The 24,470-nt window shown below is 35.4% G+C and carries 23 protein-coding genes and 2 tRNA genes; 12 read left to right on the forward strand and 13 right to left on the reverse strand.

What is annotated here, in order from left to right:
- Nucleotides 1-44 precede the first annotated feature (44 nt).
- Nucleotides 45-734 carry a response regulator transcription factor gene (locus LUA86_RS02895; protein WP_231459051.1) on the forward strand — a complete coding sequence of 230 codons (690 nt, stop codon included), beginning with the start codon at nt 45-47 and terminating at the stop codon, nt 732-734.
- Nucleotides 735-784: 50 nt separating this feature from the next.
- On the opposite strand, the gene LUA86_RS02900 is transcribed toward LUA86_RS02895, so the two are convergent.
- From LUA86_RS02900 to rsmI, 6 genes are all read right to left on the reverse strand, one after another.
- On the reverse strand, nt 785-1,201 hold the full coding sequence (locus tag LUA86_RS02900) for an OsmC family protein (protein ID WP_231459052.1): 417 nt from the start codon (nt 1,199-1,201) through the stop codon (nt 785-787).
- A 109-nt stretch (nt 1,202-1,310) separates the two neighbouring features.
- The gene (gene lspA / locus LUA86_RS02905; RefSeq protein WP_231459053.1) at nt 1,311-1,832 is read right to left on the reverse strand and encodes a signal peptidase II; all 522 of its coding nucleotides are present in this window, start codon (nt 1,830-1,832) and stop codon (nt 1,311-1,313) included.
- Nucleotides 1,833-1,841: 9 nt separating this feature from the next.
- On the reverse strand, nt 1,842-2,324 hold the full coding sequence (locus LUA86_RS02910; protein WP_231459054.1) for a DinB family protein: 483 nt from the start codon (nt 2,322-2,324) through the stop codon (nt 1,842-1,844).
- Complete coding sequence (lnt, locus tag LUA86_RS02915; protein ID WP_231459055.1) at nt 2,309-3,919, reverse strand: apolipoprotein N-acyltransferase; 1,611 nt, start codon at nt 3,917-3,919, stop codon at nt 2,309-2,311. The genes LUA86_RS02910 and lnt overlap by 16 nt, the downstream gene beginning before the upstream one ends.
- A 96-nt stretch (nt 3,920-4,015) precedes the next feature.
- Nucleotides 4,016-4,666 (reverse strand): PH domain-containing protein, encoded by a 651-nt coding sequence (locus LUA86_RS02920; RefSeq protein ID WP_231459056.1) that lies wholly within the window; start codon nt 4,664-4,666, stop codon nt 4,016-4,018.
- 23 nt (nt 4,667-4,689) lie between these two features.
- The gene (rsmI, locus tag LUA86_RS02925) at nt 4,690-5,400 is read right to left on the reverse strand and encodes a 16S rRNA (cytidine(1402)-2'-O)-methyltransferase (RefSeq protein WP_231459057.1); all 711 of its coding nucleotides are present in this window, start codon (nt 5,398-5,400) and stop codon (nt 4,690-4,692) included.
- Nucleotides 5,401-5,517: 117 nt separating this feature from the next.
- On the opposite strand from rsmI, the gene serS reads away from it, so the two are divergent.
- Together serS and LUA86_RS02935 are read left to right on the forward strand one after the other, a co-directional pair.
- Nucleotides 5,518-6,789, forward strand: coding sequence for a serine--tRNA ligase (serS, locus tag LUA86_RS02930; RefSeq protein ID WP_231459058.1), 1,272 nt, complete (start codon nt 5,518-5,520; stop codon nt 6,787-6,789).
- 126 nt (nt 6,790-6,915) lie between these two features.
- Nucleotides 6,916-7,275 (forward strand): DUF2809 domain-containing protein, encoded by a 360-nt coding sequence (locus LUA86_RS02935; RefSeq protein ID WP_231459059.1) that lies wholly within the window; start codon nt 6,916-6,918, stop codon nt 7,273-7,275.
- 243 nt (nt 7,276-7,518) lie between these two features.
- On the opposite strand, the gene LUA86_RS02940 is transcribed toward LUA86_RS02935, so the two are convergent.
- The 4 genes from LUA86_RS02940 to ileS all read right to left on the reverse strand — a co-directional run bounded on the left by LUA86_RS02940 (nt 7,519) and on the right by ileS (nt 12,872).
- Nucleotides 7,519-8,037 (reverse strand): DUF4269 domain-containing protein, encoded by a 519-nt coding sequence (locus LUA86_RS02940; protein ID WP_231459060.1) that lies wholly within the window; start codon nt 8,035-8,037, stop codon nt 7,519-7,521.
- Nucleotides 8,038-8,402: 365 nt separating this feature from the next.
- The gene (locus tag LUA86_RS02945) at nt 8,403-9,005 is read right to left on the reverse strand and encodes a lipoprotein signal peptidase (protein ID WP_231459061.1); all 603 of its coding nucleotides are present in this window, start codon (nt 9,003-9,005) and stop codon (nt 8,403-8,405) included.
- A complete protein-coding gene (locus LUA86_RS02950) occupies nt 9,005-9,388 on the reverse strand; it encodes a TraR/DksA C4-type zinc finger protein (protein ID WP_231459062.1) in 384 nt (127 codons plus the stop codon). The genes LUA86_RS02945 and LUA86_RS02950 overlap by 1 nt, the downstream gene beginning before the upstream one ends.
- 31 nt (nt 9,389-9,419) lie before the next feature.
- A complete protein-coding gene (gene ileS / locus LUA86_RS02955) occupies nt 9,420-12,872 on the reverse strand; it encodes an isoleucine--tRNA ligase (protein WP_231459063.1) in 3,453 nt (1,150 codons plus the stop codon).
- A 268-nt stretch (nt 12,873-13,140) separates the two neighbouring features.
- On the opposite strand from ileS, the gene LUA86_RS02960 reads away from it, so the two are divergent.
- On the forward strand, nt 13,141-13,413 hold the full coding sequence (locus tag LUA86_RS02960) for an isoleucyl-tRNA synthetase (protein WP_231459064.1): 273 nt from the start codon (nt 13,141-13,143) through the stop codon (nt 13,411-13,413).
- Between the two features lie 268 nt (nt 13,414-13,681).
- On the opposite strand, the gene LUA86_RS02965 is transcribed toward LUA86_RS02960, so the two are convergent.
- A complete protein-coding gene (locus tag LUA86_RS02965) occupies nt 13,682-16,033 on the reverse strand; it encodes an RND family transporter (RefSeq protein WP_231459065.1) in 2,352 nt (783 codons plus the stop codon).
- 123 nt (nt 16,034-16,156) lie between these two features.
- Between LUA86_RS02965 and recO the strand changes: the two genes are divergently transcribed.
- From recO to LUA86_RS02995, 6 genes are all read left to right on the forward strand, one after another.
- Nucleotides 16,157-16,882 carry a DNA repair protein RecO gene (recO, locus tag LUA86_RS02970; RefSeq protein WP_231459066.1) on the forward strand — a complete coding sequence of 242 codons (726 nt, stop codon included), beginning with the start codon at nt 16,157-16,159 and terminating at the stop codon, nt 16,880-16,882.
- Nucleotides 16,883-16,945: 63 nt separating this feature from the next.
- A tRNA-Val gene (locus tag LUA86_RS02975) sits at nt 16,946-17,020 on the forward strand.
- A gap of 144 nt (nt 17,021-17,164) precedes the next feature.
- Nucleotides 17,165-17,239 (forward strand) — tRNA-Val (locus tag LUA86_RS02980).
- A gap of 107 nt (nt 17,240-17,346) precedes the next feature.
- Nucleotides 17,347-18,258: a hypothetical protein gene (locus tag LUA86_RS02985; protein ID WP_231459067.1), complete on the forward strand. Its 912-nt coding sequence runs from the start codon at nt 17,347-17,349 to the stop codon at nt 18,256-18,258.
- A 24-nt stretch (nt 18,259-18,282) separates the two neighbouring features.
- Nucleotides 18,283-18,915, forward strand: a complete 633-nt coding sequence (locus LUA86_RS02990) for a class I SAM-dependent methyltransferase (protein ID WP_231459068.1) — start codon at nt 18,283-18,285, stop codon at nt 18,913-18,915.
- A 65-nt stretch (nt 18,916-18,980) separates the two neighbouring features.
- Entirely contained in the window at nt 18,981-19,877 is an 897-nt protein-coding gene (locus LUA86_RS02995; protein WP_231459069.1) for an NAD(P)/FAD-dependent oxidoreductase, read from the forward strand.
- A 6-nt stretch (nt 19,878-19,883) separates the two neighbouring features.
- Here the strand turns inward: LUA86_RS02995 and LUA86_RS03000 are convergent, their stop codons facing one another.
- Nucleotides 19,884-20,048: a hypothetical protein gene (locus LUA86_RS03000; protein WP_231459070.1), complete on the reverse strand. Its 165-nt coding sequence runs from the start codon at nt 20,046-20,048 to the stop codon at nt 19,884-19,886.
- Between the two features lie 204 nt (nt 20,049-20,252).
- Entirely contained in the window at nt 20,253-21,695 is a 1,443-nt protein-coding gene (locus LUA86_RS03005; RefSeq protein ID WP_231459071.1) for an amino acid permease, read from the reverse strand.
- A 601-nt stretch (nt 21,696-22,296) separates the two neighbouring features.
- Between LUA86_RS03005 and LUA86_RS03010 the strand changes: the two genes are divergently transcribed.
- Entirely contained in the window at nt 22,297-22,632 is a 336-nt protein-coding gene (locus LUA86_RS03010; RefSeq protein WP_231459072.1) for a PadR family transcriptional regulator, read from the forward strand.
- A 20-nt stretch (nt 22,633-22,652) separates the two neighbouring features.
- On the forward strand, nt 22,653-24,407 hold the full coding sequence (locus tag LUA86_RS03015; protein ID WP_231459073.1) for a PspC domain-containing protein: 1,755 nt from the start codon (nt 22,653-22,655) through the stop codon (nt 24,405-24,407).
- The last annotated feature ends 63 nt before the right edge of the window (nt 24,408-24,470 follow it).

Here is a 24,470-nt window from a genome sequence, read left to right on the forward strand (position 1 = left end):
CTAATTTTAAGTAATTTGCATGTATAATCCCAACCTCTCTATTAATGTTAAGCTACTACAAACCTATCCTTACCAGCGAAATGCGGCGTTTGATAACCCAGCATTCCTTATCTTTTGAACATTTGCCCGGTGTTGTCATTGTACATGAAACTCAAAACTGGGAAGTTGCTTATATGAATAAGCGAGGTTTGGATCAACTTAAATTGAGTTTAGAGGATGTTTGCGAATTAAGTAATACCGAATACTATCATAGGTATTTTAATCCGGAGGATGCAAGGGATTATGTGCCGAAAATCATTGCTTTTATGGAATCAAATCGCCATGAAGATACCTTAAGTTATTACCAACAATTAAGGTTTCCGGATACTGATGGCTGGCGTTGGCATTTATCGAGTACTAAAATATTTATGAAAGATGATGCCGGATTACCACTCTTATCATTAACCATATCTATACCAATTGATGCGATGCATCACATGGCTGCAAAAGCTGATAGATTATTAGATGAAAATAATTTCCTCAGAAACAACTACGGAAGTTTCTCTAAATTGAGCAAGCGTGAAAAAACGATTTTAAAAGAAATGGCTTTGGGCAAAAGTTCTAACGAAATTGCCAATGAATTACACATATCGCCAACAACTGTAGATACGCACCGAAGAAATATCCGCGATAAACTGAATACCAAATCCTCTTTTGAAATTTCAAAATATGCCAGAGCCTTCGATTTGATTTAAAAGAAAAAGCGCTTGTATTTCTGCAAGCGCTTTTTTAAAATGATTGTCTTCTATACTAAAGTTGCATCAACCTTAATTGTAGTGTTTAATAATTTAGAAATCGGGCAGTTTTTTTCTGCATCTGCAACCAATTCGTCAAATTTTTCTTGAGTGATATCTGGTATTGAAGCTGTTAATGTTAAATGCGATTCAACAATTTCACCTTTTGATGGATCTAAATTGATTTCACATTTCGTTTCTAATTTATCTGCAGTGAAACCAGCTTCGCCTAAGTTTGCAGAAAGTTTCATGGTAAAACATCCAGCATGTGCCGCTGCAATTAATTCTTCAGGGTTTGTACCAACACCTTCGGCAAAACGCGAATTGAAAGAGTATTGTGTATTGCTTAAAGTTGTGCTTTGCGTAGTAATATTACCAGCGCCTTCTTTAATAGAACCTTGCCAAACGGCTGTAGCATTTCTTTTCATCTTTTTTAATTTTGAGTTGATTTTAGATTGTTAACAGATAAAGATAATTATATGTTTGCTGATAAAATGCAAGTACAGATTAAGAAATTTGTTTCAAGCTATACGAGAATTAATTTGAATCGGGTTGATTGCTTGTAAATGTCTTCCAATTCGCCATTAGCGACTGAATTAGCAAAATTCCAACGCCAATCATAATAGAAATATCGGCAAAATTGAAAACGCCTGTTTCAAAAATTTTAAAATCGAGGTGCATAAAATCAGTTACCGAACCGTATTTAATTCTATCGTATAAATTTCCAATACCACCACCAATTAAAAAGCATAATGCAATTTGAAAACTTGTTGGGAGCTTTGGCTTGCTGTAAAGATAAAACATTCCGTAACCTAAAAATAAAAGCGGCAATCCGGTCAAAATTATTAACCTAAAAATATAGGGCATTTGGTCGCCCAGACTTAAAAAGGCGCCACTATTTTCTACTTTAGTTAGTGTAAAAGTATCTTTGATAATGCTAATATGTTCGTATTCGCTGATGTTATTTCTGGCAATGTTTTTCGAAATTTGATCGCAACCAATATTTAGAAGCAGTAAAATTGTTAAAAGCACTAAACGAACCGTTTGCTTTGATTTCATAATTTTTTATTAACGGATAATATCTGCATCTACAGGTGTGTAGCCTAAATGTCGGCTTAGCGACATGATTTGCCCTTTGTGATGAAACTCGTGTGTAATGGTATGTGTAAATAACCTTAATGGTGATATCTTAAGTATATCGCCATTTCTTTGGATTTCAATTTCAGTCTCGTAACTGCCTTCAAATTTGTGAAGGAAAGTATTTATGTAGCTATCAATCTCTTCAAAATAAGTAATGCAATCAGCGATATCTTTATAATATGAAAAAGGCTTGAACTCTTGCTGGATGTTTAATGCTCTTAAACCAATCCACGCGGCATAAGTATCGCAAATGTGTACTAAAAGGTTGCGAATAGAGCCACGACCGAAGCTGCTATTTTCAGTTAAAAAATCTTCAATGCTCATGGTTTTTATATATTCAATTATGGTATTTCTTGAATATAAAACGTAAGCGTATTGCGAAGTAAGCGTATTTTTTATTTCTTCACCCATTTTCTGTATGGAATAATCATGGCTAAAATAATAGCTGCAACACAAAGTAATTTGGCAATCACATCACCACTTTTTACGTAAAAAGTAATTTCATCATTCAAATTAATTTCTGCCTTTATTGCAGTTCTAGTCCACCATTTTGTACTCTTTAAAATATCTCCTCTTTGATTAATGAAACATGAAATTCCGGTATTGGCCGAACGTGCCACATCTCTACGGGTTTCAATAGCCCTCAATCTGGCATACATTTCATGTTGAGATTTTCCTGAAGTATTTCCCCACCAGCCATCGTTGGTAATAATTGCGATGAACTGTGCACCATCTTTTACCTGTTTGCCAATCCAATCGCCCCAAAGGCTCTCATAGCAAACAACAGGCGCCGCACCTATACCGCTTTGCGCATACAATACGCTAGGTTCTTCCTGCCATCCCCAACCACTTACTGCGCCACCAAGTTGAGCAAAAACGCCATCTAAAAACGAAAATATTTTAGGAAAAGGCATTTTTTCGACCCCAGGCACTAATTTGGATTTATGATAAAATTGAACGTTAGCAGAATTTTCTACCTGCATGGCCGAGTTGAAATTATCGTAAAACATTCCATCCCTGGGTTTTGCAGAAAGTGTTTTTTTATGAGGGTACCATTTAATTGATTCAATACCAGTAATGAGCGTTCCGTTTTTATACTTACTTAAAAAATTTTGAAGATTTTGTAAGGTTTGAGAATTGTGAATTCGGTCTTCATCGTCGTAAGTTGGCAAGGCTGTTTCAGGCCAGATAAAATATTCGGTATTGCTTTGCCCCAACGAATCAGATAAATGCGTTAAAATTTGAAGTTGTTCATTAGCAGAAATACTTTCAAATTTTTGATAAGGATCTATATTAGGCTGTACAACAACAACATTGCTTGGCGTTCCTTTTTGCTCTGCATTGTAATATTTGGTTAACGAAATCCCGATAGGAATGATAACAATTACTGCCCAAATTGCTGCAGTTCTGTATTTTAAATATCCGATTTGCGATTTTAGTTTTTTATAAGCTTCAAAAGCTACGATGTTGCTTAACAAAATCCATAAAGAACCACCATAAATACCTGTGCTATCGTACCATTGTGCCAGTTGATGCATGCCTGCTAAGCCATTACCTAAGGTCATCCAAGGGAAAGCTAAATCCCAGGTTTGCTGTAAATATTCTAAAGCAATGTAAAAAGAAATTAGGCCCAAATAGGCTATTTTCTTACTTGTATATTTAGATAACCTGTAAAAGAGCCAAAAGGCAAATGTCATTAATAAAGCACCTAAACCATAGGGTATAAGCGAAATCGGAATGGCGATAATTTTTCCATTATATGCACTTATAGCATTATAAACCCAATAGATTGATGCCGAATTCCAGATTAAAAACGTTAAACCCGCCGTTAAAAAAATAGCTCTTCCGCGTTTTTTAATTTCTCTTTTGGAGATATCTTCCAGTGCAATAAGTAGCGGAACTAAGGCAATTAACAATAAAGGTGTTGTAAATGGCATTGGTGGCCATGCAAGCCATAGTAGAAATGCGCTTAATAATGCTAATAGATAGGTTTGTTTTTTGCTCATAATTTAGCCTGATTAGGCGAGATGTCATCCTGAGCTTGTCGAAGGATTGTAATGCGTTTCGACAAGCTCAACGTGACAGTACTGGGAAATCTATTTCTACAAGCTATCTAAAATAGCTGCTTTTTTGGCTTCGTACTCTTCTTGAGTTATCAAATGTTTATCATACAAAGTTTTAAGCTTACGTAGTTTTAATGTTGTTTCGTCTTCCGGTTCTTCTACAACTTCTGCAATTTGAATAGGCTCAGGCTCAGCAATTATTTTTTCTACAGGAGCAATATCGGCAAAAGCCTGCGGTGCTGTACTAGCAGTTGTTGCCATAGCACGATTTTCCTCTAACTTTTGCTGATGTAACAACTCTTTATAGGCCTCTAATTGCTGATTTGCGGCCTGATGTAATTTCCGGGCTTGTACTTTCGGAATAAACTCAGTAACAATGTTTTCTCCATGCTGTGGCACACAAATAAATTTAGAGCCGAAAAACTCCTCTTTAAAAGAAACTTCTTTAACACTTTTCCATGAAATGTCTTTGAAATTCATTGTCAAACCTAAATTACCTGGCTCACAATAAAAAATTCTTTTGTTTGATACTGCAATGCTATCTGGCAACAAGTTTACAGCCGGCTTTTTTTGAACAGCCAGGTATAATATTTCCTCGCCTGCTGTTAAAAGATCGTTTAGTTTACCGATAACCTTTTCTACAGCTTTCGGGTCTTGTTCGTCACTTAAGAATCTATCTATGCTTATCATTTTTTAAATATTAATTTGAGCCGTTAATCAGCTTCATTGTATTTATTTTTACTTTTCGATGCAGGTTTTCCTGCAATGCAAATTACAAATTCTCCTTTTAAAACATTGTTTTCAAAATGTGATTTTATCTCCACTAAAGTTCCTCTAACCGTTTCTTCGAACATTTTTGTTAATTCTCTACTTACAGATGCTTGCCTATCCTCACCAAGGTATTGTGCAAATTCTTCTAAAGTTTTTAATAAACGGTGCGGACTTTCATAAAGTATAATCGTTCTTTCTTCTTCTGCTAGTTTTTTAAATTTCGTTTGTCTGCCTTTTTTTACTGGTAAAAATCCTTCAAAACAAAAAGCATCAGCAGGTAAGCCAGAATTTACCAAAGCAGGTACAAATGCAGTAGCGCCAGGTAAACATTCAACTGCAATATTATTTTTTATCGCTTCGCGGACAAGAAAAAAACCCGGATCGGAAATGGCAGGTGTTCCGGCATCAGAAATTAAAGCAATCTTTTGCCCTTCCTGTAAAAATTTTATAATCTCAGATGTTGCCTTATGTTCGTTATGTTGATGGTGAGAGAAAACCTTTTTATCAATGCCAAAATGCTTAAGCATTGGTGCGCTGGTTCGGGTATCTTCAGCAAGAATTAAATCGCATTCTTTTAATATTCGAATTGCCCTAAAAGTCATGTCTTCGAGGTTGCCAATTGGTGTGGGTACGAGAAATAGTTTGCCGTCCATATTTTTTGTATGCTCGTCATTGCGAGGAGGAACGACGAAGCAATCTTTTTGGAGAGAGATTGCCGCACTACGTTCGCAATGACGACTTAATTATTATCTTTGCTAAAAAATTAAATAATGCTGCAAGTTAACTATATCCGCGAAAATAGAGAGAAAGTTTTAGAACGTTTGAGTAAGCGTAACTTTAAACAACCAGAGTTGGTTGATGAAATCATCAAAATTGATGAAGACCGTCGTTCTACTCAAACTTCGCTTGATAGCCTTTCTGCTGAAGCAAATGCAGCTGCCAAACAAATTGGGGATTTAATGCGTGCCGGCAAAAAGGAAGAAGCCGAAGCCATTAAAGCACAAACAGCATCGCACAAAGAAAATATTAAAATGCTTACCGAAAAATTAAATGAGCTCGAAACCGCTCAATTTAATTTATTGGTATTGCTGCCAAATTTACCTCACGATTTAGTGCCTAAAGGTTCTACCGCTGAAGAGAATGAAGTGGTTTTGGTACATGGAGCTCCAGCTCAGTTACCTGAAAATGCAAAACCGCACTGGGAATTGGCAGCAAAATATGATATAATCGATTTTGAACTCGGCGTTAAAATTACTGGCGCAGGTTTTCCGGTTTATAAAGGAAAAGGGGCGAGGTTACAACGTGCTTTGATTAATTTCTTTTTAGATGAAGCAATTGCTGCGGGCTATAAAGAAGTGCAGGTACCACATTTGGTAAATGCGGCATCTGGTTTCGGAACTGGTCAGTTGCCAGATAAAGAAGGACAAATGTACCATTCAACTGTTGATGATTTATACTTAATTCCCACAGCGGAAGTTCCGGTTACAAACTTGTACCGCGATGTTATTATAAAGGAAGAAGATTTACCAATTAAAAATACAGCATACACGCCATGTTTCCGTAGAGAGGCGGGTTCTTATGGTTCTCATGTTCGTGGTTTAAACCGTTTGCATCAATTTGATAAAGTAGAATTGGTTCAGGTAACTCACCCGGATAAATCTTACGAAACACTGGAAGATATGAGTACTTACGTACAAAGCTTATTGCAAAAATTAGGCTTGCACTATCGCGTTTTACGCTTGTGTGGTGGCGACATGGGTTTCGGTTCTGCAATGACATATGATATGGAAACCTGGAGCGCATCGCAAGAGCGTTGGTTAGAAGTTTCTTCAGTATCAAATGTTGAAACTTTCCAAAGTAACCGTTCAAAAATTCGTTTTAAGGGTAAGGAAGGGAAAACGCAATTGGCGCATACCTTAAATGGAAGTGCATTAGCGTTGCCACGTATTGTTGCTTCAATTTTAGAAAACTATCAAACAGAAAACGGCATCAAAATTCCTGAAGCTTTGGTCAAATATATGGGTTTCGATATAATTGATTAAGAACTTTTGTCGATTCTCTTCAATTGAGAGGCACGAAGTAATCTAAGCTTAGAGATTGCTTCGTGCCTCGCAATGATAAACGCCAATCTTTCTTTCCACCTCGCTCGAACCGATGCTATTTTAACAATGAAATTAACCTTCAGCCTAAAATTTCTATTTATTTTTCTGGCGATTTTTATTGTAGAAGTTTTAATAGCAAAATATTTGGATGATGCTTTTATCCGTCCGTTTGGTGGTGATGTTTTGGTTGTGGTTTTGATGTATGCTTTCTTTAGAATTTTCCTGAAAACGAATTATAAAAATCTGGCTTTAGGTGTCTTGATTTTTTCTTTTGTTATTGAGTTTTTACAGGCAACTCATTATGTAAATTGGTTAGGTTTGCAGGATAGTAATTTTTGGACAATTGTTTTGGGCACTCACTTTTCAGTTTACGATTTACTGGCTTATTTTATTGGTTATATAATTTGTTTGTTGTTTAAAGATTGATTTATGGATTTGGTCGTCATTTCGACCTTAGCGGAGAAATCTTTGGAAATGCATCTATTTACAAAGATTTCTCCATTTCGCTACGCTCCAGTCGAAATGACGACTAATAGGATATTCGATTCAATTAGGAACTAGGTTAAGAGGTATTATGCTTTAGCCACCACGTCATTGCGAGGAACGAGGCAATCTATTTTGAAGCTGAGATTGCTTCGTGCCTCGCAATGACGACCGCCTTTGTGTAACTTATGTTTCCAACTTCAAAAGTTGTTCATAAGCGTTTCCTTGTAAATTCAACAACTTTGCAAATGCTGGTTCGGTTTTATAACCTTGCTTTCTTAAGGCGATAATTTGCTGCCTAAAATCTTCGCCTTTTTCTAAAAGCAATTTATGTTCAACTAACATGTGGCGATAAGCATTTTGCTGTTGTGTTGGAATGTTTTGTCCGAAAATTTCAAGTTCAAAATCGTCGATAAAAAAGTTAGCTTTTATTGAATTGAAAGTAGCGTTTTCTGAAATGATAAAGCCTTGTTCATGCTGAAATAACATTACGAGGTGATTTTTGAATTCTTCTTTATCAATGAAACAGCAAATAATATCTAAATCACTTTTTTCAATGTCGATATTAATGGGGATGGTACCAACCAGAATGGGAGCGAAGCGATTAAGCTTTTCTAAAATATTGTTTTTGGATAGAATTAGATAAGCTTTCTTTTGCCTTTCGTTTCCGGCGTTTAAGTAAGTTATATCAAGAAAATTTATCATTTTGTTTGACGCCATGCATCTGTAGTTCTTAGCAGTACCCAAAGTTAATAAACCCGATAGTATGAATGCCAATGCGGCTCAATTCTTTCGTTATTTTTTAGTGGAAAGATGGTTAAAGTACAGGCTTCATTGGCAGTAAGGATAGCGGGAAGAAACATTGATTTTAGTAGCGGGATTGCTTTTCAAAAAACATACTTTAGCCCATTCTTCATTGCGAGGCACGAAGCAATCTCCTTTGGATTTGCTACAGTATTAAGACTAATTCGTGCCTTGCAATGACGGGAATAAAAAAAATCCCATTTCAATTAAGAAATGGGATTTATATAAATCGTTGTTGTTCTTCGACAAACTCAGAATTACAAGTCTCAATCTTCTACAATCTCACTATTGATGCTTACTTCATCTTTTACATCTTCTTTAAAATAATTTTTTTGGAAGATTAAAATAAGTATTACACCAATTGAGATGGCGGCATCTGCAAGGTTAAATACCGGGCGGAAGAATACAAATTCATCGCCACCCCAAATTGGAATCCAGCTTGGAAAGTGCCCTTGCGCTATTGGAAAGTACAGCATATCTACAACACGGCCGTGAAACAAACCTTCGTAGCCATAAATTTTGCCGTAAAATACCGAATCGATAATATTACCTAATGCGCCTGCAAAAATAAGGGCAACATTAATAATTAAACCGCGATGGTATTTATGTTTAATTAAATAATGCAAACCATAACCAATACCGGCAACTGCAACAATTCTAAATAAAGATAAAGCCAGTTTACCAAACTCCCCGCCAAATTCCATGCCGAAGGCCATACCATTGTTCTCGGTAAAATGGATAATAAACCATTTACCTATAATGTTAAACTCCTGCCCAAGGTACATGTGGGTTTTAATCCACGTTTTTAAAACCTGGTCGGCAAGTAAAACTAAAAAGATAACAATTAAAGGTTTTGTATAGCCTTTCATTAATTCTGCTTTAATTTAGCTTCCATGCTCAAAGTAGCGTGAGGAACCGCACGTAAACGTTCTTTTTGGATTAGTTTACCTGTTTCGCGACAAATGCCATAGGTTTTGTTTTCGATACGAACCAATGCATTTTCAAGGTTATCAATAAATTTTTTCTGGCGGGCAGCTAATTGATTGATTTGTTCTTTTTCCATTGTTGCAGAACCATCTTCTAAAGTTTTGTAAGCGCCAGATGTATCTTCTGTGCCATTAGCGTTTGGGTTGCTTAATGATGATGTTAATGCATTAAGTTCTTCTTTAGAACTGCGTAATTTATCTTGAATTAATTCTTTAAATTCCTGAAGTTCACTGTCTGAGTAGCGGGTTTTGTTACTGTTTTCCATGGTTTTAATTTAGTTTTCTAATATATGGATTTTATATTTTAGTTACTGAAATGCTTAACTCAACATCATCAATAACAATTTTGTTTGCATTTGTTACAGTATCCATTAATTCTAGTTCATCGGCTAAAATTTCTGCGCAAATGTATGCCTTGTTTTTAGCAACTGCATTAGTTACCAGATTATCATTTTGTAAAGAAACCTTAATTCTATCGGTTACCTCAAAGTTTAATTCTTTACGTAAATTTTGTATTCTGTTAACCAACTCACGCGAAATTCCTTCTTGTTTCAACTCTTCAGAAATGGTTACATCTAAAGCAACAGTTAAGCTGCCTAAATTAGTTACCTGCCATCCCGGAATGTCTTCTGCAATAATTTCTACATCAGTTAATTGCACATCATAGTTAATACTTTCGCCAAGTTCTGGATTGGTTGAAATGCTAATTTGTCCGTCTTTCTCTAAAGTAAAAATATTTTCCTGACTGAAATTGTTAATTGCATCGGCAACGGCTTTCATGCTTTTACCAACTTTTGCACCTAAAACTTTAAAATTTGGTTTTACTTTTTTCTTTACAATGCCATGCGTATCGGTAATAAATTCGATATGCTTGATGTTCGTTTCTGAAAGAATATAATCTGCTACTTTAGAGATTTTTTGTTCGAAATCGCCATTTAAAGATGGAATTAAGATTTTCGCTAAAGGTTGGCGAACGTTTATGCTTGATTTTTTACGTAATGATAAAACCATTGATGAAATATCCTGCGCATAAACCATACGTTCGTTTAAATCATTGTCGATTAAGCTAGTATCTGCATTTTGCCATAACGTTAAATGAACAGATTGAGCTGCAGTTTTATCGGTTACCGTTAAGTTTCTATATAACCAATCGGCAAAGAAAGGTGCAACCGGGCTCATCAGCTGTGCTAATTTTTCTAAACAAGTGTAAAGTGTTTCGTATGCAGCACATTTATCATCCGTCATTTCGCCTTTCCAAAAACGGCGGCGACTTAACCTGATATACCAGTTGCTTAAATGCTCATCAACAAAGGCTTGGATAGCACGGGTTGCTTTTGTAGGCTCGTAAGTATTATAACTTTCATCAACTTCGTTAATTAAGTTTTGCAATAACGATAAAATCCAACGGTCTAATTCCGTTCTATCTTCAACTTTACTTAAATTATTTTTGTCGATTTCGAACTTATCGATATTTGCATACAATGCAAAAAACGAGTAAGTGTTGTAAAGCGTTCCGAAAAATTTACGGCGAACTTCTGCAATTCCTTCAATATCAAATTTTAAGTTATCCCAAGGGTTTGCATTCGAAATCATGTACCAACGCGTAGCATCGGCACCATATTCATTAATGGTTTGAAATGGGTCTGCAGCATTGCCTAAACGTTTAGACATTTTCTGTCCGTTTTTATCCAATACCAAACCATTAGAAACTACATTTTTATAAGCCACTTTATCGAAAACTAAGGTAGAAATGGCATGCAAAGTATAAAACCAACCACGGGTTTGGTCAACACCTTCGGCAATAAAATCTGCAGGGAAATCCTGATTTTCATCAATGGTTTCTTTGTTTTCAAAAGGATAGTGCCATTGCGCATAAGGCATAGCGCCCGAATCGAACCAAACATCAATTAAATCACTTTCCCGACGCATTGGCTTGCCTGACGGAGAAACTAAAGTAATTCCATCAACTACGTTTTTATGTAAATCGATGAGGTTATAGTTCTCTTCAGACATGTTGCCAATTTCAAATCCTTTAAATGGATTTTCTTTTTGGAAACCTGCTGCGATAGATTTCTCAATAGCGTTATAAAGTTCTTCAACCGAACCGATTAAAACTTCTTCTTTTTTGTCTTCAGTTCTCCAGATCGGTAGCGGAATGCCCCAATATCTGGAGCGAGATAAATTCCAGTCGTTCGCATTTTTTAACCAGTTACCAAAACGACCTTCGCCGGTAGATTTCGGTTTCCAGTTAATGGTTTCATTCAAATCGAACATTCTGTCTTTAACGTCTGTTACTTTTATAAACCACGAATCTAAAGGATAATATAAAAGTGGCTCATCAGTTCTCCAACTATGCGGATAACTGTGAACATATTTCTCGACTTTAAAAGCTTTATTTTCTTCTTTTAATAAGATAGCAAGCTCAACATCAACTGATTTCTCTGGTGCTTCGCCCGCATTGTAATATTCGTTTTTAACATATTTGCCAGCAAAAGGACCAACATGTTTTGTAAATTTTCCTTGTAAATCTACCAATGGAACAAGAATGTCATTTTCATCCATTACCAACATTGGTGGTATTTCAGGAACGGCTTCTTTAGCAACTTTAGCATCATCTGCACCAAAAGTTGGGGCAGTATGAACAATACCGGTACCGTCTTCTGTGGTTACAAAATCTCCGGAAATTACTCTGAAAGCGTTTTCGGGGTTGTTATATGGTAAAGAATAAGTTAAAAGTTGTTCATATTTAATGCCTACCAATTCAGTTCCTTTGCATTCAGCAAGAATTTGGTAAGGAATTTTCTTGTCGCCGGCTTTAAAATTTGCAAAATCTTCAGCATCATTACTTTCGAAAAAAACTTTACTGAATTGCTTACCAACCAGGTTTTTTGCTAAAATTACATTGGTTGGTAAAAATGTGTATTGGTTAAAAGTTTTAACCAAAACGTAATCAATTTTCGGTCCGACAGTTAAAGCGGTATTTGATGGTAAAGTCCATGGCGTTGTAGTCCAGGCAAGGAAATAAGCCTCTTCCGACCCATCTTGTAGAGGATAAGAAGTATTAAAAGCCTTCAAGATGGAATTTTCACTTCCTTCAATTGCAGTTAGAGGGCTTTTAAACTGCGCAACAATTGTTGTGTCGGTAACATCACGATAAGCGCCAGGCTGGTTTACCTCATGAGAGCTTAAACCTGTTCCAGCTTTTGGCGAATAGGGTTGGATGGTGTAACCTTTGTAGATTAATCCTTTATCATAAATCTGTTTCAAAAGCCACCAAACCGATTCCATGTATTTCGATTTGTAGGTAATATATGGGTCGTCCATATCAACCCAATAGCCCATTTTTTCAGTTAAATCGTTCCACACATCGGTGTAACGCATTACTGTTTTTTTACAAGCTTCGTTATAATCTTCGATAGAAATTGTTCTACCGATGTCTTCTTTTGTAATGCCTAATTCTTTTTCTGTACCAAGCTCTACAGGCAAACCGTGGGTATCCCAGCCCGCTTTTCTTTTAACCTGAAAGCCTTTTATTGTTTTATAGCGGCAAAAAATATCTTTAATAGCACGAGCCATTACGTGGTGAATCCCCGGCATGCCATTTGCAGATGGTGGTCCTTCATAAAAAGTAAACGGATTGGATTTCGGGCGAGAAGAAATGCTTTGTTCAAATATGTTCTCTTCTTTCCAAAAATCCAGTATTTCTTGCCCTATTTTGGCAAGGTCTAATTGTTTAAATTCGCTATACATCAATCAAGTACCTCAAAAAATTAAGGTTGCAAAGTTAAAGTTTTTCGCTCAAATTTGGTAGTTTTGATGTAAATACTTTTAACGTGAAATTATTTAATATTGGTCTCTTACTCATGATTATTGCGGTAATTGCATTGCCAATTGTAGCCGTTATTAATCCTTCGAATCGCGATTTTGTGCTGTACGCATTTTATTTCTGCGGCCTGCTCGAACTAATTGGGCTAATCTTTGTTTTAGTTCATATTGTAAAACTTAAAAGAAATACACCATGATAAAGCTATTGAAATTACAAAAAGCTGTTTTAGTGCTTATACTCGGTGTACTTTCCTTCATCGCCTACCGTATTTTATCAGCATACGAAGTAAGCTGGGCCCGTTACATGCAAATCCTTTCGGGCGTATTGGTTATGGTTGGTGCGTTTTGGATGTTGTATCCAATTCTCTTTGCTAAAGATGATGGCGATGGAAAGGCAGAAATTATTACCGACCCAACGGTTGAAGTGCCTGTAGAAGCGGAAGAGCAAAAGCCTGCCACTGAGTAATATTAATATTTGGTCTTTAGAGCTGTCATCATGCTGAATTTATTTTAGCATCTCTATCGTTGTAATTTATGACATTCTTTTTATTTTTATTTTGGAAAGCAAAACCTGTGTTTCATTTTAATGTTCGTCCTGCTGTTCGCTTTACTCGCTCCATGAAAAATTTCGCTCATGCTCGCTACCATCAGGTTTAGATAAATCTGGCAGAATAGGAAACTTCGTTTTTACCTGTAAATAGCTTACAACATAACCCACGATTTAAATCGTGGGCTTAATGGTCAAACTCGCCAACATTCTTTACCGATTCCTCATCAGAAACCACTTTCCTAACTTTCTTTTTATCTAACCATAAAACCAAAGCTGGTAATAAAGTTAAGTTAAAAATCAACGCAACGAATAAAGTTATCGAAAGGAGCAAACCTAAAACAACCGTTCCGCCGAAAGTAGATGCTGTAAAAATCCCAAAGCCGAAAAATAAAATTAGCGCAATATGGGTCATGCTCACCCCGGTTTCGGTAATCGTATCCGTAATTACTTTTGGAACAGAAAAATTAGTCAGATTTAATTCTTGTTGGTAGCGGGTTAGGAAATATATAGTTTGGTCTGAGGCTAAACCAAAAGCTATGGTAAAAATTAAAATCGTCGAAGGTTTTAGTGAAATGCCAAAATAACCCATAATTCCGGCAGTAATAATTAAAGGAACAATGTTTGGTAGCAATGAAATGAACATTATCCCTAAACTCTTAAACTGTGCTAAACGTAGAAGCGAAATCAATACAATTGCTAAACCTATACTTTCAAACAAATGTTTTAGCATGTAATCTGTCCCTTTTGAAAAAATTACACTTGAGCCTGTTAACTGTACATCAAATTTGTCAGGAGGTAAAATACTATCAATCCGAGGTTTTAATTCGGCCATAATTGCATCTAAACGTTTAGAGCCAACATCAGCCATTTGGAAACTAATTCTGGTGCTTTGATTATCCTTGCTTACAAAATTGGTCAGCAAACTAGCATTGCCCTTACCTCCACTGGCAATATAAGCCAGAATAAAGTTTTTCTCCATATTATCCGGCAGGCGAAAGAAAGTAGAATCATTATTGTAAAATGCTTGAGTAGCATATTTTAATCCCATATTAACCGAAATGGAACGCGAAAATTCTGGATATGATGAAATCATTTTCTCCATTTTTTCCATCCTCTTCAAGTTAGTTAAATTGAAGACGCCATTTTTCTTCTTTGTATCAACGCTAACTTCAAGCGGTAAAATGCCTTCAAAATTTTTCTCAAAGAATTTTAAATCTGCCAAAATCGTTGAGCTTTTAGGCAAGTCATCAACAACGTAGCCATTCACATTAATTTTCATCACGCCAATAACTGCTATGATTGAAATTACAATCGTAGCAAAATAAATAGCAGCGCTTTGCTGCTGAACAAGTTTATCAGTTTTAACTAATATTTTATGCAAAAACCCTTCCTCAATGTGGTTTTGAGCTTTAAGTTTTGGTGCGGGTAAATAGCTAAAAATAATCGGGATTAAGCATAAACACATTAACCAGGTTATCATCACATTTATTGATGCTACACTACCAAACTGCATCAGCAGTTCACTACCTGTAAAATATAAAACACCAAAGCCTATTGCTGCCGTAATATTAGCGATAAGCGTTGTAACCGCAATTCTTTCTATAGTTACACTTAATGCAAGCTCTTTTGAGAGCCCTTTTCTTACTTCATTTTGATATTTGTTAAGTAGAAGTATGCTATTTGGTATTCCTATAATCACAATTAGCGGTGGTATTAGCCCTGTTAAAATTGTCAGCTCAAACCCAAATAAAACCAAAGTGCCCACACTCCAAATCACTCCCATTATTACAACTAAAATCGGGAAGAAAACAGCAGAAAATTTCCTAAAGAAGATTAATAAAATTAGTGCAGAAACTAAAATTGATAATCCTAAAAACAACACAAACTCATTACTTACTAATTTGCTAACCGCTGTACGTATATAAGGTAAGCCCGAAATATGGACTTGTATTTTTGTGTCTTTTTCAAATGCCTTTGCTTTAGTTTCAATCTCTTTTAAAATAGGATTACGTTCGGCAGTATTTAATATTTTAGTATCAAACGTTATCGCCATAAGCGTAGCATTTTGCCTATTGTAAACCAATCCTTCAAAAAATGGTGTATTGTGTAGGGTATTTTTGATAGAATCCATTTCTGAATCCGTTTTTACTAATCTACCAGGAATTGCTTTTAATGTAAATTTTTGCCCAACAGTATCTTTTTCTAACTGAAAAATTCTACCTGATGATAAAACTTGTTTGATGCCTTTTAACTTTTGGATATCATTAGAAAGCTGAACCCATTTATTATAGGTTTCCTTTTTAAAAATATTTGGCGATTGTATTCCAATCACCATTACACTACCATCTTCGCCGAAGGTTTTTTTGAAGTTGTTGTATTTGATGAATGCACTATCAGTAACGGGTAAAATTTTACTTCCGGTGTATGAAAGTTTTACATTTTTGGCTTGATAAGCCATGAAAACCGTTCCTATAACAAAAAATAAAATAATTGCAATACGGTTTTGAAGAATAAACCTGGATAGCTTAACCCACATGAGTAATCTAGTTTTAAATTATAATGACAACAGCAAAACTAATCTTATTTATAAATTGGAGTCGATTTTTACGCAATTAAATTTGCACAAATAACATACTTTTGAAAAAAATGTTTCAGTAACATGTTGCACAAAGTTAGGGGTATTGTATTAAAAACCACCAATTACAGCGAGAGCAGTGTAATCGTACAGGTTTTTACAGATAAATTCGGAATGCAATCTTACCTAATAAACGGTGTTAAAAAACCAAAGGCGAAGATTAAGATGAATATGCTGCAATCCTTACATCTTTTAGATATGGTCGTTTATCATAAAACAAACACAAGTATTCAGCGGGTTTCTGAGGTTAGGCAGGTTCCGGTATTTAAAACGATTCCTTACGATATTGTAAAAACAAGTATTGTAATTTTTTTGAACGAGGTGCTGTATAAGAGTATTCGTCAGCAATCGGCAGATGAAGGTTTATTCGATTACATTTTTAATTCAATTGCCTGGTTTGATGAAAATGAAGAACTTAATCCAAATTTTCATCTCTCTTTCTTGCTTAAATTAACACGGTTTTTGGGCTTTTCTCCAAATGAAAGAAGAAGAACAGACCAGGTTTATTTTGATTTACAGGAAGGGGAGTTCCTATCAAGAGTGCCCATACATTCTAATTACCTTCAGTTAGATGATGCTTTAGGTTTTATATCCTTATTTAATACATCACTCGAAAAAATATCAGATATAAAAATGAGCAATAACCAAAGGCGCTTTTTGCTTGATAAAATATTGGTTTTCTACACCTTACATACCGCCTCTTTTGGTGAAGTGCAGTCGCATAAGATTTTAGAAACCCTGCTGAGCTGAAAAAAAATAAAAAAGATTTGTGAAAAAGGATTATAGCGCTATATTTGCATTCCCAAAAGGAAAGGGAAATTAGCTCAGCTGGTTCAGAGCACCTCGTTTACACCGAGGGGGTCGGGGGTTCGAACCCCTCATTTCCCACACTAAGCCTTTCATGGAGTTGGAAGGTTTTTATTAAATAATGCAATCCTTTAAATAAAGGGAAATTAGCTCAGCTGGTTCAGAGCATCCCGACATTATCAGTCGGGAGGGTCGGGGAACTCAAGAGTTGAAATATTGAAAATAGGGAAATTAGCTCAGCTGGTTCAGAGCACCTCGTTTACACCGAGGGGGTCGGGGGTTCGAACCCCTCATTTCCCACACTAAGCCTTTCAGGAAACTGCGAGGCTTTTTTTGTGCCATAAATTCTATCATTTTTTTAAAACTCTTAATATAATATCCGAAATTGGCATTCTGAATTATATTCAATGTTCAATAAAATTGTCCAGTTCATTTTCTTTGGAAACTATTTCGTAGGGCTTTTAGCTGTTGCGCTAACCATTGAAGCCACCGTACAATTAAGATTACCTTTTAATTCCTTAAATTATTACCTGCTTCTTTTTTTTGCACCAACCATCTACTACACCTACGCGTATACCAAAGCATCTACCAGTCTATCCAGCTTAAACCTTCGAAATACATGGTATTACAATCACCGGAAATTTATAGCAATCAGCCAGGTTGTATTAATCGTTTTATGTGGTGTTTTGGCTGTAAACTTACTCTATCAAAATTTCAATAATATTTTAAAACTGCCATTTAGTTATTGGGTGGCAATTGTAATTATTATAACAGCCGGAAGTATGTATTATGGTTTGCTGCCCAAGTCTTTTATCAATTTTAATCTACGAAGTACAGGATGGTTAAAAGCTTTTGTAATAGGTTTTGTATGGGCCTGTTGTGTAAACGTTTTACCATTAATTATGTTGAAGATAGAGACTGGGATAGGTTACCATGACTCCGTTTTATGGACATGGTTATTCATCAAAAACTGGATGTTTTGCACAGTAAATGCCATCATCTTTGATATTAAAGATTATCCAACTGATGCGAATAAGCATTTGAGAACGTTTGTGGTTCGTTATGGATTAAGAAAAACAATTTTCAATATTTTAATTCCTTTATTGTTAGTTGGCTTACTCTCTTTGGCTGTATTTGCCAGTTACAAAGGTTTTGGTTTGCCACAAGTTTTATGTAACGTGCTTCCATTTATTTTAACACTGTATGTCGCATACGCCATGCACAAGCGTAAGAATATTTTATTCTACTTAATTGTTATAGATGGCTTAATATTGTTTAAGGCTCTTTGTGGCATTTTAGGAATGCAATTTGTAAAGTGATTAACAATTAAAAAGATTTAAATTTTGGCTGAAAACTATGATAAAATAGCAAAATATTACGATAAATTGAGTCGTTTTATATTTGCCAAAGCTCAGGTTAACGCACAAATAAATCAGCTCCATTATATTTCAAAAGGTAGTAAATTATTAATTGTTGGGGGTGGCACTGGCTGGATTTTAGAAGAAATTTCAAAAATTCATAGTTCTGGTTTAACCATAGTTTACATCGAACTTTCCAAAAAAATGATAATACTTTCTAAGTCTAGAAACAGGAAGCAAAATCGGGTTGAGTTTATTCATCAATCAATTGAAGATTATGATACAAGGCATTCTTTCGATTTTATTTTGACACCATTTTTATTTGATAATTTTTCACGGCAGCAAGCTCCATTAGTTTTTGATAAGTTACACCATTTCCTAAAAAATAATGGAAAATGGTTTATGGTAGATTTTACTCTGGAATACAAATCCGGACAATGGTGGAAATCCTTAATGCTGAAATCAATGTATTTATTTTTTAGGTGGTTTAGAATGATTCAGGTTTCAGAATTAATTGAGATGAAACCTTATTTCCTGAAACGAAATTATTTAATTGTTGAGGAATCATTCTATTATAGAAACTTCATCAGAGCTACAATTTTTTTGAAATCGAAATGACAAATATTTAAATGCAACAAAATTGCTTTTAAATATTAATTCATATTTTTGGATAAAATTGTAGTATGGATTTCGAAGTTATAATTATTGGTGGCAGTTATGCAGGTTTATCTGCGGCATTAGCTTTGGGTAGAGCAAAACGTAATGTATTAATTATAGACTCGAATAAGCCTTGTAACAAGCAAACGCCACATTCGCATAATTTCTTAACGCATGATGGTGAAACTCCAGACGAAATTTCTACTAAATCAAAAGCAGAAGTTTTAAAATATCCAACCATAAAATTTATTGATGGGGAGGTTGCTTCTGCAAGAGCTGTTGAACTCGGATTTGAAGTCGTACTATCGAGTGGCAATAAATTTTCATCAAGAAAAATACTTTTAGCAAGTGGTTTAAAAGATATTATGCCAGATATTATTGGTTTTAAAGAGTGCTGGGGCATATCTGTAATTCATTGTCCGTATTGCCATGGTTACGAGGTTAAAGACGAGAAAGTAGGTTTGTTGCTTAATGGAGATATGGCTTTCGATATGGCGAAAATGGTAAACCATTGGAATAAGGAGGTTGCAATTTTAACCAACGGCCCATCTAATTTATCCAAAGAACAAACTGCTAGGCTTAAATCAAAATCAATAAATATTATAGAAACTGAATTATTTGAAATAGCACACAAGGATGGTTATTTAAGCAGAATTATTTTTGATAATGGCGAATCTATTGAGTTGGCCGCAGTTTACGCTAAACCGAAAATGGTTCAGCATAACAATTTGTATATAGATTTAAATTGCGAGATTAACGAAAATAATCTTTTGGTTGTTGATGCCTTCCAAAAAACAACTTCAAAAGGTGTTTATGCTGCAGGCGATTGTGCTACATTATTTCGTGCTCTATCTGCTGCAATTGCAGCAGGAACAATGGCTGGAGCAATGATGAATAAAGAGTTAATATGGGAAGATTTTTAATCCTGATTAAAATACAATTGCTCCTGTAATAGTTGCAATGAACATGATTGCCATCACGATTCTATCTGCATTAATCCATTGATCTTGTGTTAATGGATCGGCAACTTTCTTGTCAACTTCAGATTTTTGCCTTGTTATTCTAAATAGAGATGTGTCTAATTTAATAATCATAGGAAATGTTTTTATAGGTTATTTTCTATAAAACAAATCTTGATCCAAAAACACATCAAATTGTTGAAATGTGGATAAATCGTATTTTTTGTTAAAGAATTGATATTTATGCGGTTATGTGAGCGAAAACACACTTTATTTTATAAAATCACTGACTTTAATTAACTACATAAGTTCTTCTTTAATCCGCTGAAAATTAATTCGTTAACTTTCTTTAGTATTATTAAGTTTACTATGCTTTTTTCCGTACCAGAAGTATATTGCCAAACCAATAATTAACCAAACGGCTAACCTTAACCATGTTTCCCATGGAAGAAAAACCATCATTGCAATACAGGTTAAAATCCCTAAAATTGGAATAAGCGGTACCAATGGCACTCTGAAAGGTCGCTTAGCATCAGGGTCTGTTTTTCTTAGTATCAAAATGCCTACACAAACCATTAAAAAAGCTAACAATGTGCCAATGCTCGTCATTTCGCCCACCACATTGATTGGAACAAATGCTGCGAATAAACCAATAAATGCGCAAAGCATGATATTTGACTTCCAAGGTGTTTTAAATTTAGGATGAACTTCTGAAAAAATCTTCGGTAACAGTCCATCTTTACTTATGGAGTAAAACATTCTCGATTGAGCCATTAAATCAATTAAAATTACCGAGGTATAACCAATCAAAATGGCAAGTATAATTGCCTGACTTAACCAGCCATAAGGAGTTTTTTCGATGGCGATTGCAACAGGCGCTCCACTATTTGCGAAGTCTTTATAATTTGCCAAACCTGTCATAACATGGCCAAACAAACCGAATAATACGGTACACACTAAGAGCGAACCAATAATCCCGATAGGTAAATCTCTGGATGGATTTTTAGTTTCCTGGGCGGATGCAGCCACAGCGTCGAAGCCGATAAATACGAAAAATACTAAGCCTGCACCGCGTAACACGCCGCTCCAGCCAAACTGACCAAAAGTGCCGGTGTTTTCAGGAATGTAGGGATGATAATTTGCCGGGTCGATGTATTGCCAGCCAAGTGCAATGAAAACCAGTACAACCCCAACTTTTAAAAACACAATTATTCCATTTACAATTGCCGAACCTTTTGTACCTCTGATTAATATGGTTGTCATTAATACAACTACCAATGCCGCAGGTATGTTTACGATTCCGTTAACGGTTGTTCCATCAGCAAGCTTCGCGGTTTCAAAAGGCGATAAAGTAAGCTGCGGAGGGAGATAAATATTTAAGCTTGCTAAAAATCGGGTTAAATATTGCGACCAGCTAATCGCCACAGTTGCGCAACCAACAGAATATTCAAGAACTAAATCCCAGCCGATTATCCAGGCAAAAAGCTCGCCCATTGTAGCATACGAGTAAGTGTATGCACTTCCGGCAACGGGAATCATCGAAGCAAATTCTGCATAACATAGTGCCGCAAAACCGCAACCTAATGCAGCAATTACAAATGATAGTGTTACTGCAGGACCAGAATGATTTGCTGCGGCTAAGCCAGTGATGGAAAATAATCCGGCACCTAGGGTTAAACCAACACCAATTAAAATTAAATTGATTGGGCCTAAAGTTCTTTTTAACGAACCTTCGCCCTGTTGATTGGCTTCAGCAACAATGCTGGCTATAGATTTTTTCATGAAAACTAAATAAGAAGTGCAAAATTACCAAAATATATTAAATCTACCTTATTTGTAGTGATTTGTTTTTGTGTTAGTATCAGAATTTTAGAGACAAAAGTAAAGTCGTCATTTCGACCGCAGTGGAGAAATCTTTTAAAATAGCTTAAAGATTTATCGGCTTTGCTCGAAATGACGGTAATTTTTTAAATTTCAGCGTTAAGGTTCATCGTCATTCCCACGTAGGCGTGAATCTTAAAGCGAATGAAGTATAAAACTCATCACCTAATTAACTTTATTTTTTGCAAAAACCGAAGTTATCTAAACCAGATTGAGCCAAATAGCTCCCGATTTAAACAGCTGAATAGTGTCTGTTATTGATGCTCTCTTTTTGCACAGGCTACATCGGGACTATAGGCGAAAGCGGGACTGATTTAACCCAAAAATTACTGAATTTGCTTTTCAAAAAATTACAGGTAATGCCTTTTTTGTCAAAAAATTAAAATTTTATAATTTGATAATAAAAATTATTGTACTGATTTACAGTTTGTTATGAATTATTTTAAATTTATTTTAGTACTATGTATTGCATAGTACAATTTAAAACATATATCTTTGTATTATGATAGCAGAAAATACGCAAACACAAATGCGGAAGGGAATTCTGGAATACTGTGTTTTATCAATCATCGCAAGAGGAGAAATTTATGCCTCAGATATTATTGCTGAATTAAGGTCGGCAAAGCTTTTGGTGGTTGAAGGCACATTATATCCATTATTAACCAGGCTTAAAAACAATGGTTTATTAAGCTACAACTGGGTAGAATCTACCTCAGGGCCTCCACGCAAATATTATACTTTAACTGAAGATGGTAAGGGCATTTTATCTCAGCTCGACCAAACCTGGCAAGAACTTGCTTACGCTGTTGGCGTTTCGCAAAAAGGCGCCAATTCGTAAAATTTTAAAACCGCAAAGAAATGGAAAAGACCATCATCATAAATATAGGCAATACCATCATCCATATTGAGGAGAGCGCCTACGAGCTTTTAAAAGCTTATTTAAACGAAGTAAAACAACATTTTTCTAATCATGCTGATGATTTGGAAATTGTAACAGATATAGAAAACCGTATTGCAGAACTGCTTACCGAGCAAATGGATGAGCAGAAAAAACAAGTTGTAGATGCTACAAACGTAAATTTTGTAATTAGCCAAATGGGCAGTGTACAAGATTTTGATGCCGTTGAAGAAGGTGAGGAGCAACCAGTTATAAATACTAGTTTCCAACAACAAGCCACTGATAAAAAATTGTACCGCGATATGGATGAGCGTGTTGTAGCCGGCGTTTGTGCAGGTATTGCGCACTATTTAAATTTCGATGCAAAATGGATTAGAGTTGCCATGATTTTACTCGCACTTGTAGGTGGCTCGGGTATTTTGGTTTATGTTATTTTATGGATAATTATGCCAAAGGCGAAATCTAGAATTGAGAAAATGGAGATGCGTGGCGAGCCTGCAAATCTTCAAGGTTTTCAAAGAAATTTAGATGAAGAATTGCAATCGGTTAAAGAACGTTTGGCCGAAGCAAACAGACATGCTCAACCAATTTTCAGCAGATTTGGAATGTTTATAGGCGAATTTTTTGAGTGGCTGGGCAGATTTATTTCTGGTAGCGGAAAGCTAATATTTAAAATTATTGCTGGCTTTATCATCGTATTTGGAGCCGGATTATTATTAGCCTTAATTATATCTACAGCTGCTTTTATGGGGTTTTTAGATTCAAGCGTATATGATTTGTTTCCATTTTCTATTGTAAGTGAAAGTTATAGGGGTGTAATACTATTCTGGGCATTTATTACACTTTTTGTACCGCTACTAGCTTTGGTTTTGTTTTCAATAAGAGTTGCTTTTAACCGCCAGGCAATTAACAAAACACTATCTTTTGCTTTGTTAATTATTTGGTTAGCAGGAGTTGCCGGAACAGGTTATTACGTAGCAAAAATTTCGTCAGAATTTAAAGAACATGCAGAATTAACGCAATCAACCGATTTAAAAAGCTTTGCTACCTATACTATTGATATAGATAAAAGCAAATATTTCAGTAAGGAAGATAGTGCGGCCTACCATATTGATGATAGTAATAAAAATCAAATTGTTGTGGATGATTATGGTGACCATCCTTTTAGAATGCCAAGTTCTGTTAGAATAAGTATTGAGAAAGGCGAGGGAGCGGCAAGCATTACACAAACCTACGAATCGCAGGGAAAAACCTTTCAGCTTGCATTACAAAGTGCAAGAAGCATAAATTATAATTTTACACAACGTGAGGATAAACTAATTTTTAACCCAAGGTTTCAGTTAGTAAAAGGTACAACCTGGAGAAACCAGGAAGTTTGGATAAAACTGAAAATCCCGGTAGGTACAAAACTTATTCTTAAACATGATGCGTACCGCTATATTAATAATTATGGCGCCTGGGATTGTGAAGATAAAGAAAATGACAACGACGATTTTAGTACATGGGTGATGACCGAAGACGGTTTAAGATGTATTGCACAGCTAAAAGAAGAAGCTTTGAATAAGAAAAAGTTAAACAGTGAGCTTTTGGATTTGGAGCAATTACGCAAAGAAAGACGTGTGGATACGGTTTACCAGGATTCAATATCTGCCAGAATTAGAGAAGTAAAAGAAGAATTAGGTATCAATACTGAAGAAAATACCGCTAATCAATAAATAAAAATCTGATAGAATTACTAAGTTGATGGCTTTAGAAGCCTCGACTTTGTAATTCTCCAT

The sequence above is a fragment of the Pedobacter sp. Leaf132 genome, assembly GCF_920984695.1.
In the GTDB taxonomy this organism is placed as follows: Bacteria; Bacteroidota; Bacteroidia; order Sphingobacteriales; family Sphingobacteriaceae; genus Pedobacter.

Excerpts from the sequence above, each read along its gene's own strand:
- LUA86_RS02895 (WP_231459051.1), top strand. The coding sequence starts at position 45 with ATGTTAAGCTACTACAAACCTATCCTTACCAGCGAAATGCGGCGTTTG.
- LUA86_RS02900 (WP_231459052.1), bottom strand. The coding sequence starts at position 1,201 with ATGAAAAGAAATGCTACAGCCGTTTGGCAAGGTTCTATTAAAGAAGGC.
- lspA (WP_231459053.1), bottom strand. The coding sequence starts at position 1,832 with ATGAAATCAAAGCAAACGGTTCGTTTAGTGCTTTTAACAATTTTACTG.
- LUA86_RS02910 (WP_231459054.1), bottom strand. The coding sequence starts at position 2,324 with ATGGGTGAAGAAATAAAAAATACGCTTACTTCGCAATACGCTTACGTT.
- lnt (WP_231459055.1), bottom strand. The coding sequence starts at position 3,919 with ATGAGCAAAAAACAAACCTATCTATTAGCATTATTAAGCGCATTTCTA.
- LUA86_RS02920 (WP_231459056.1), bottom strand. The coding sequence starts at position 4,666 with ATGATAAGCATAGATAGATTCTTAAGTGACGAACAAGACCCGAAAGCT.
- rsmI (WP_231459057.1), bottom strand. The coding sequence starts at position 5,400 with ATGGACGGCAAACTATTTCTCGTACCCACACCAATTGGCAACCTCGAA.
- serS (WP_231459058.1), top strand. The coding sequence starts at position 5,518 with ATGCTGCAAGTTAACTATATCCGCGAAAATAGAGAGAAAGTTTTAGAA.
- LUA86_RS02935 (WP_231459059.1), top strand. The coding sequence starts at position 6,916 with ATGAAATTAACCTTCAGCCTAAAATTTCTATTTATTTTTCTGGCGATT.
- LUA86_RS02940 (WP_231459060.1), bottom strand. The coding sequence starts at position 8,037 with ATGATAAATTTTCTTGATATAACTTACTTAAACGCCGGAAACGAAAGG.
- LUA86_RS02945 (WP_231459061.1), bottom strand. The coding sequence starts at position 9,005 with ATGAAAGGCTATACAAAACCTTTAATTGTTATCTTTTTAGTTTTACTT.
- LUA86_RS02950 (WP_231459062.1), bottom strand. The coding sequence starts at position 9,388 with ATGGAAAACAGTAACAAAACCCGCTACTCAGACAGTGAACTTCAGGAA.
- ileS (WP_231459063.1), bottom strand. The coding sequence starts at position 12,872 with ATGTATAGCGAATTTAAACAATTAGACCTTGCCAAAATAGGGCAAGAA.
- LUA86_RS02960 (WP_231459064.1), top strand. The coding sequence starts at position 13,141 with ATGATAAAGCTATTGAAATTACAAAAAGCTGTTTTAGTGCTTATACTC.
- LUA86_RS02965 (WP_231459065.1), bottom strand. The coding sequence starts at position 16,033 with ATGTGGGTTAAGCTATCCAGGTTTATTCTTCAAAACCGTATTGCAATT.
- recO (WP_231459066.1), top strand. The coding sequence starts at position 16,157 with ATGTTGCACAAAGTTAGGGGTATTGTATTAAAAACCACCAATTACAGC.
- LUA86_RS02985 (WP_231459067.1), top strand. The coding sequence starts at position 17,347 with ATGTTCAATAAAATTGTCCAGTTCATTTTCTTTGGAAACTATTTCGTA.
- LUA86_RS02995 (WP_231459069.1), top strand. The coding sequence starts at position 18,981 with ATGGATTTCGAAGTTATAATTATTGGTGGCAGTTATGCAGGTTTATCT.
- LUA86_RS03000 (WP_231459070.1), bottom strand. The coding sequence starts at position 20,048 with ATGATTATTAAATTAGACACATCTCTATTTAGAATAACAAGGCAAAAA.
- LUA86_RS03005 (WP_231459071.1), bottom strand. The coding sequence starts at position 21,695 with ATGAAAAAATCTATAGCCAGCATTGTTGCTGAAGCCAATCAACAGGGC.
- LUA86_RS03010 (WP_231459072.1), top strand. The coding sequence starts at position 22,297 with ATGATAGCAGAAAATACGCAAACACAAATGCGGAAGGGAATTCTGGAA.
- LUA86_RS03015 (WP_231459073.1), top strand. The coding sequence starts at position 22,653 with ATGGAAAAGACCATCATCATAAATATAGGCAATACCATCATCCATATT.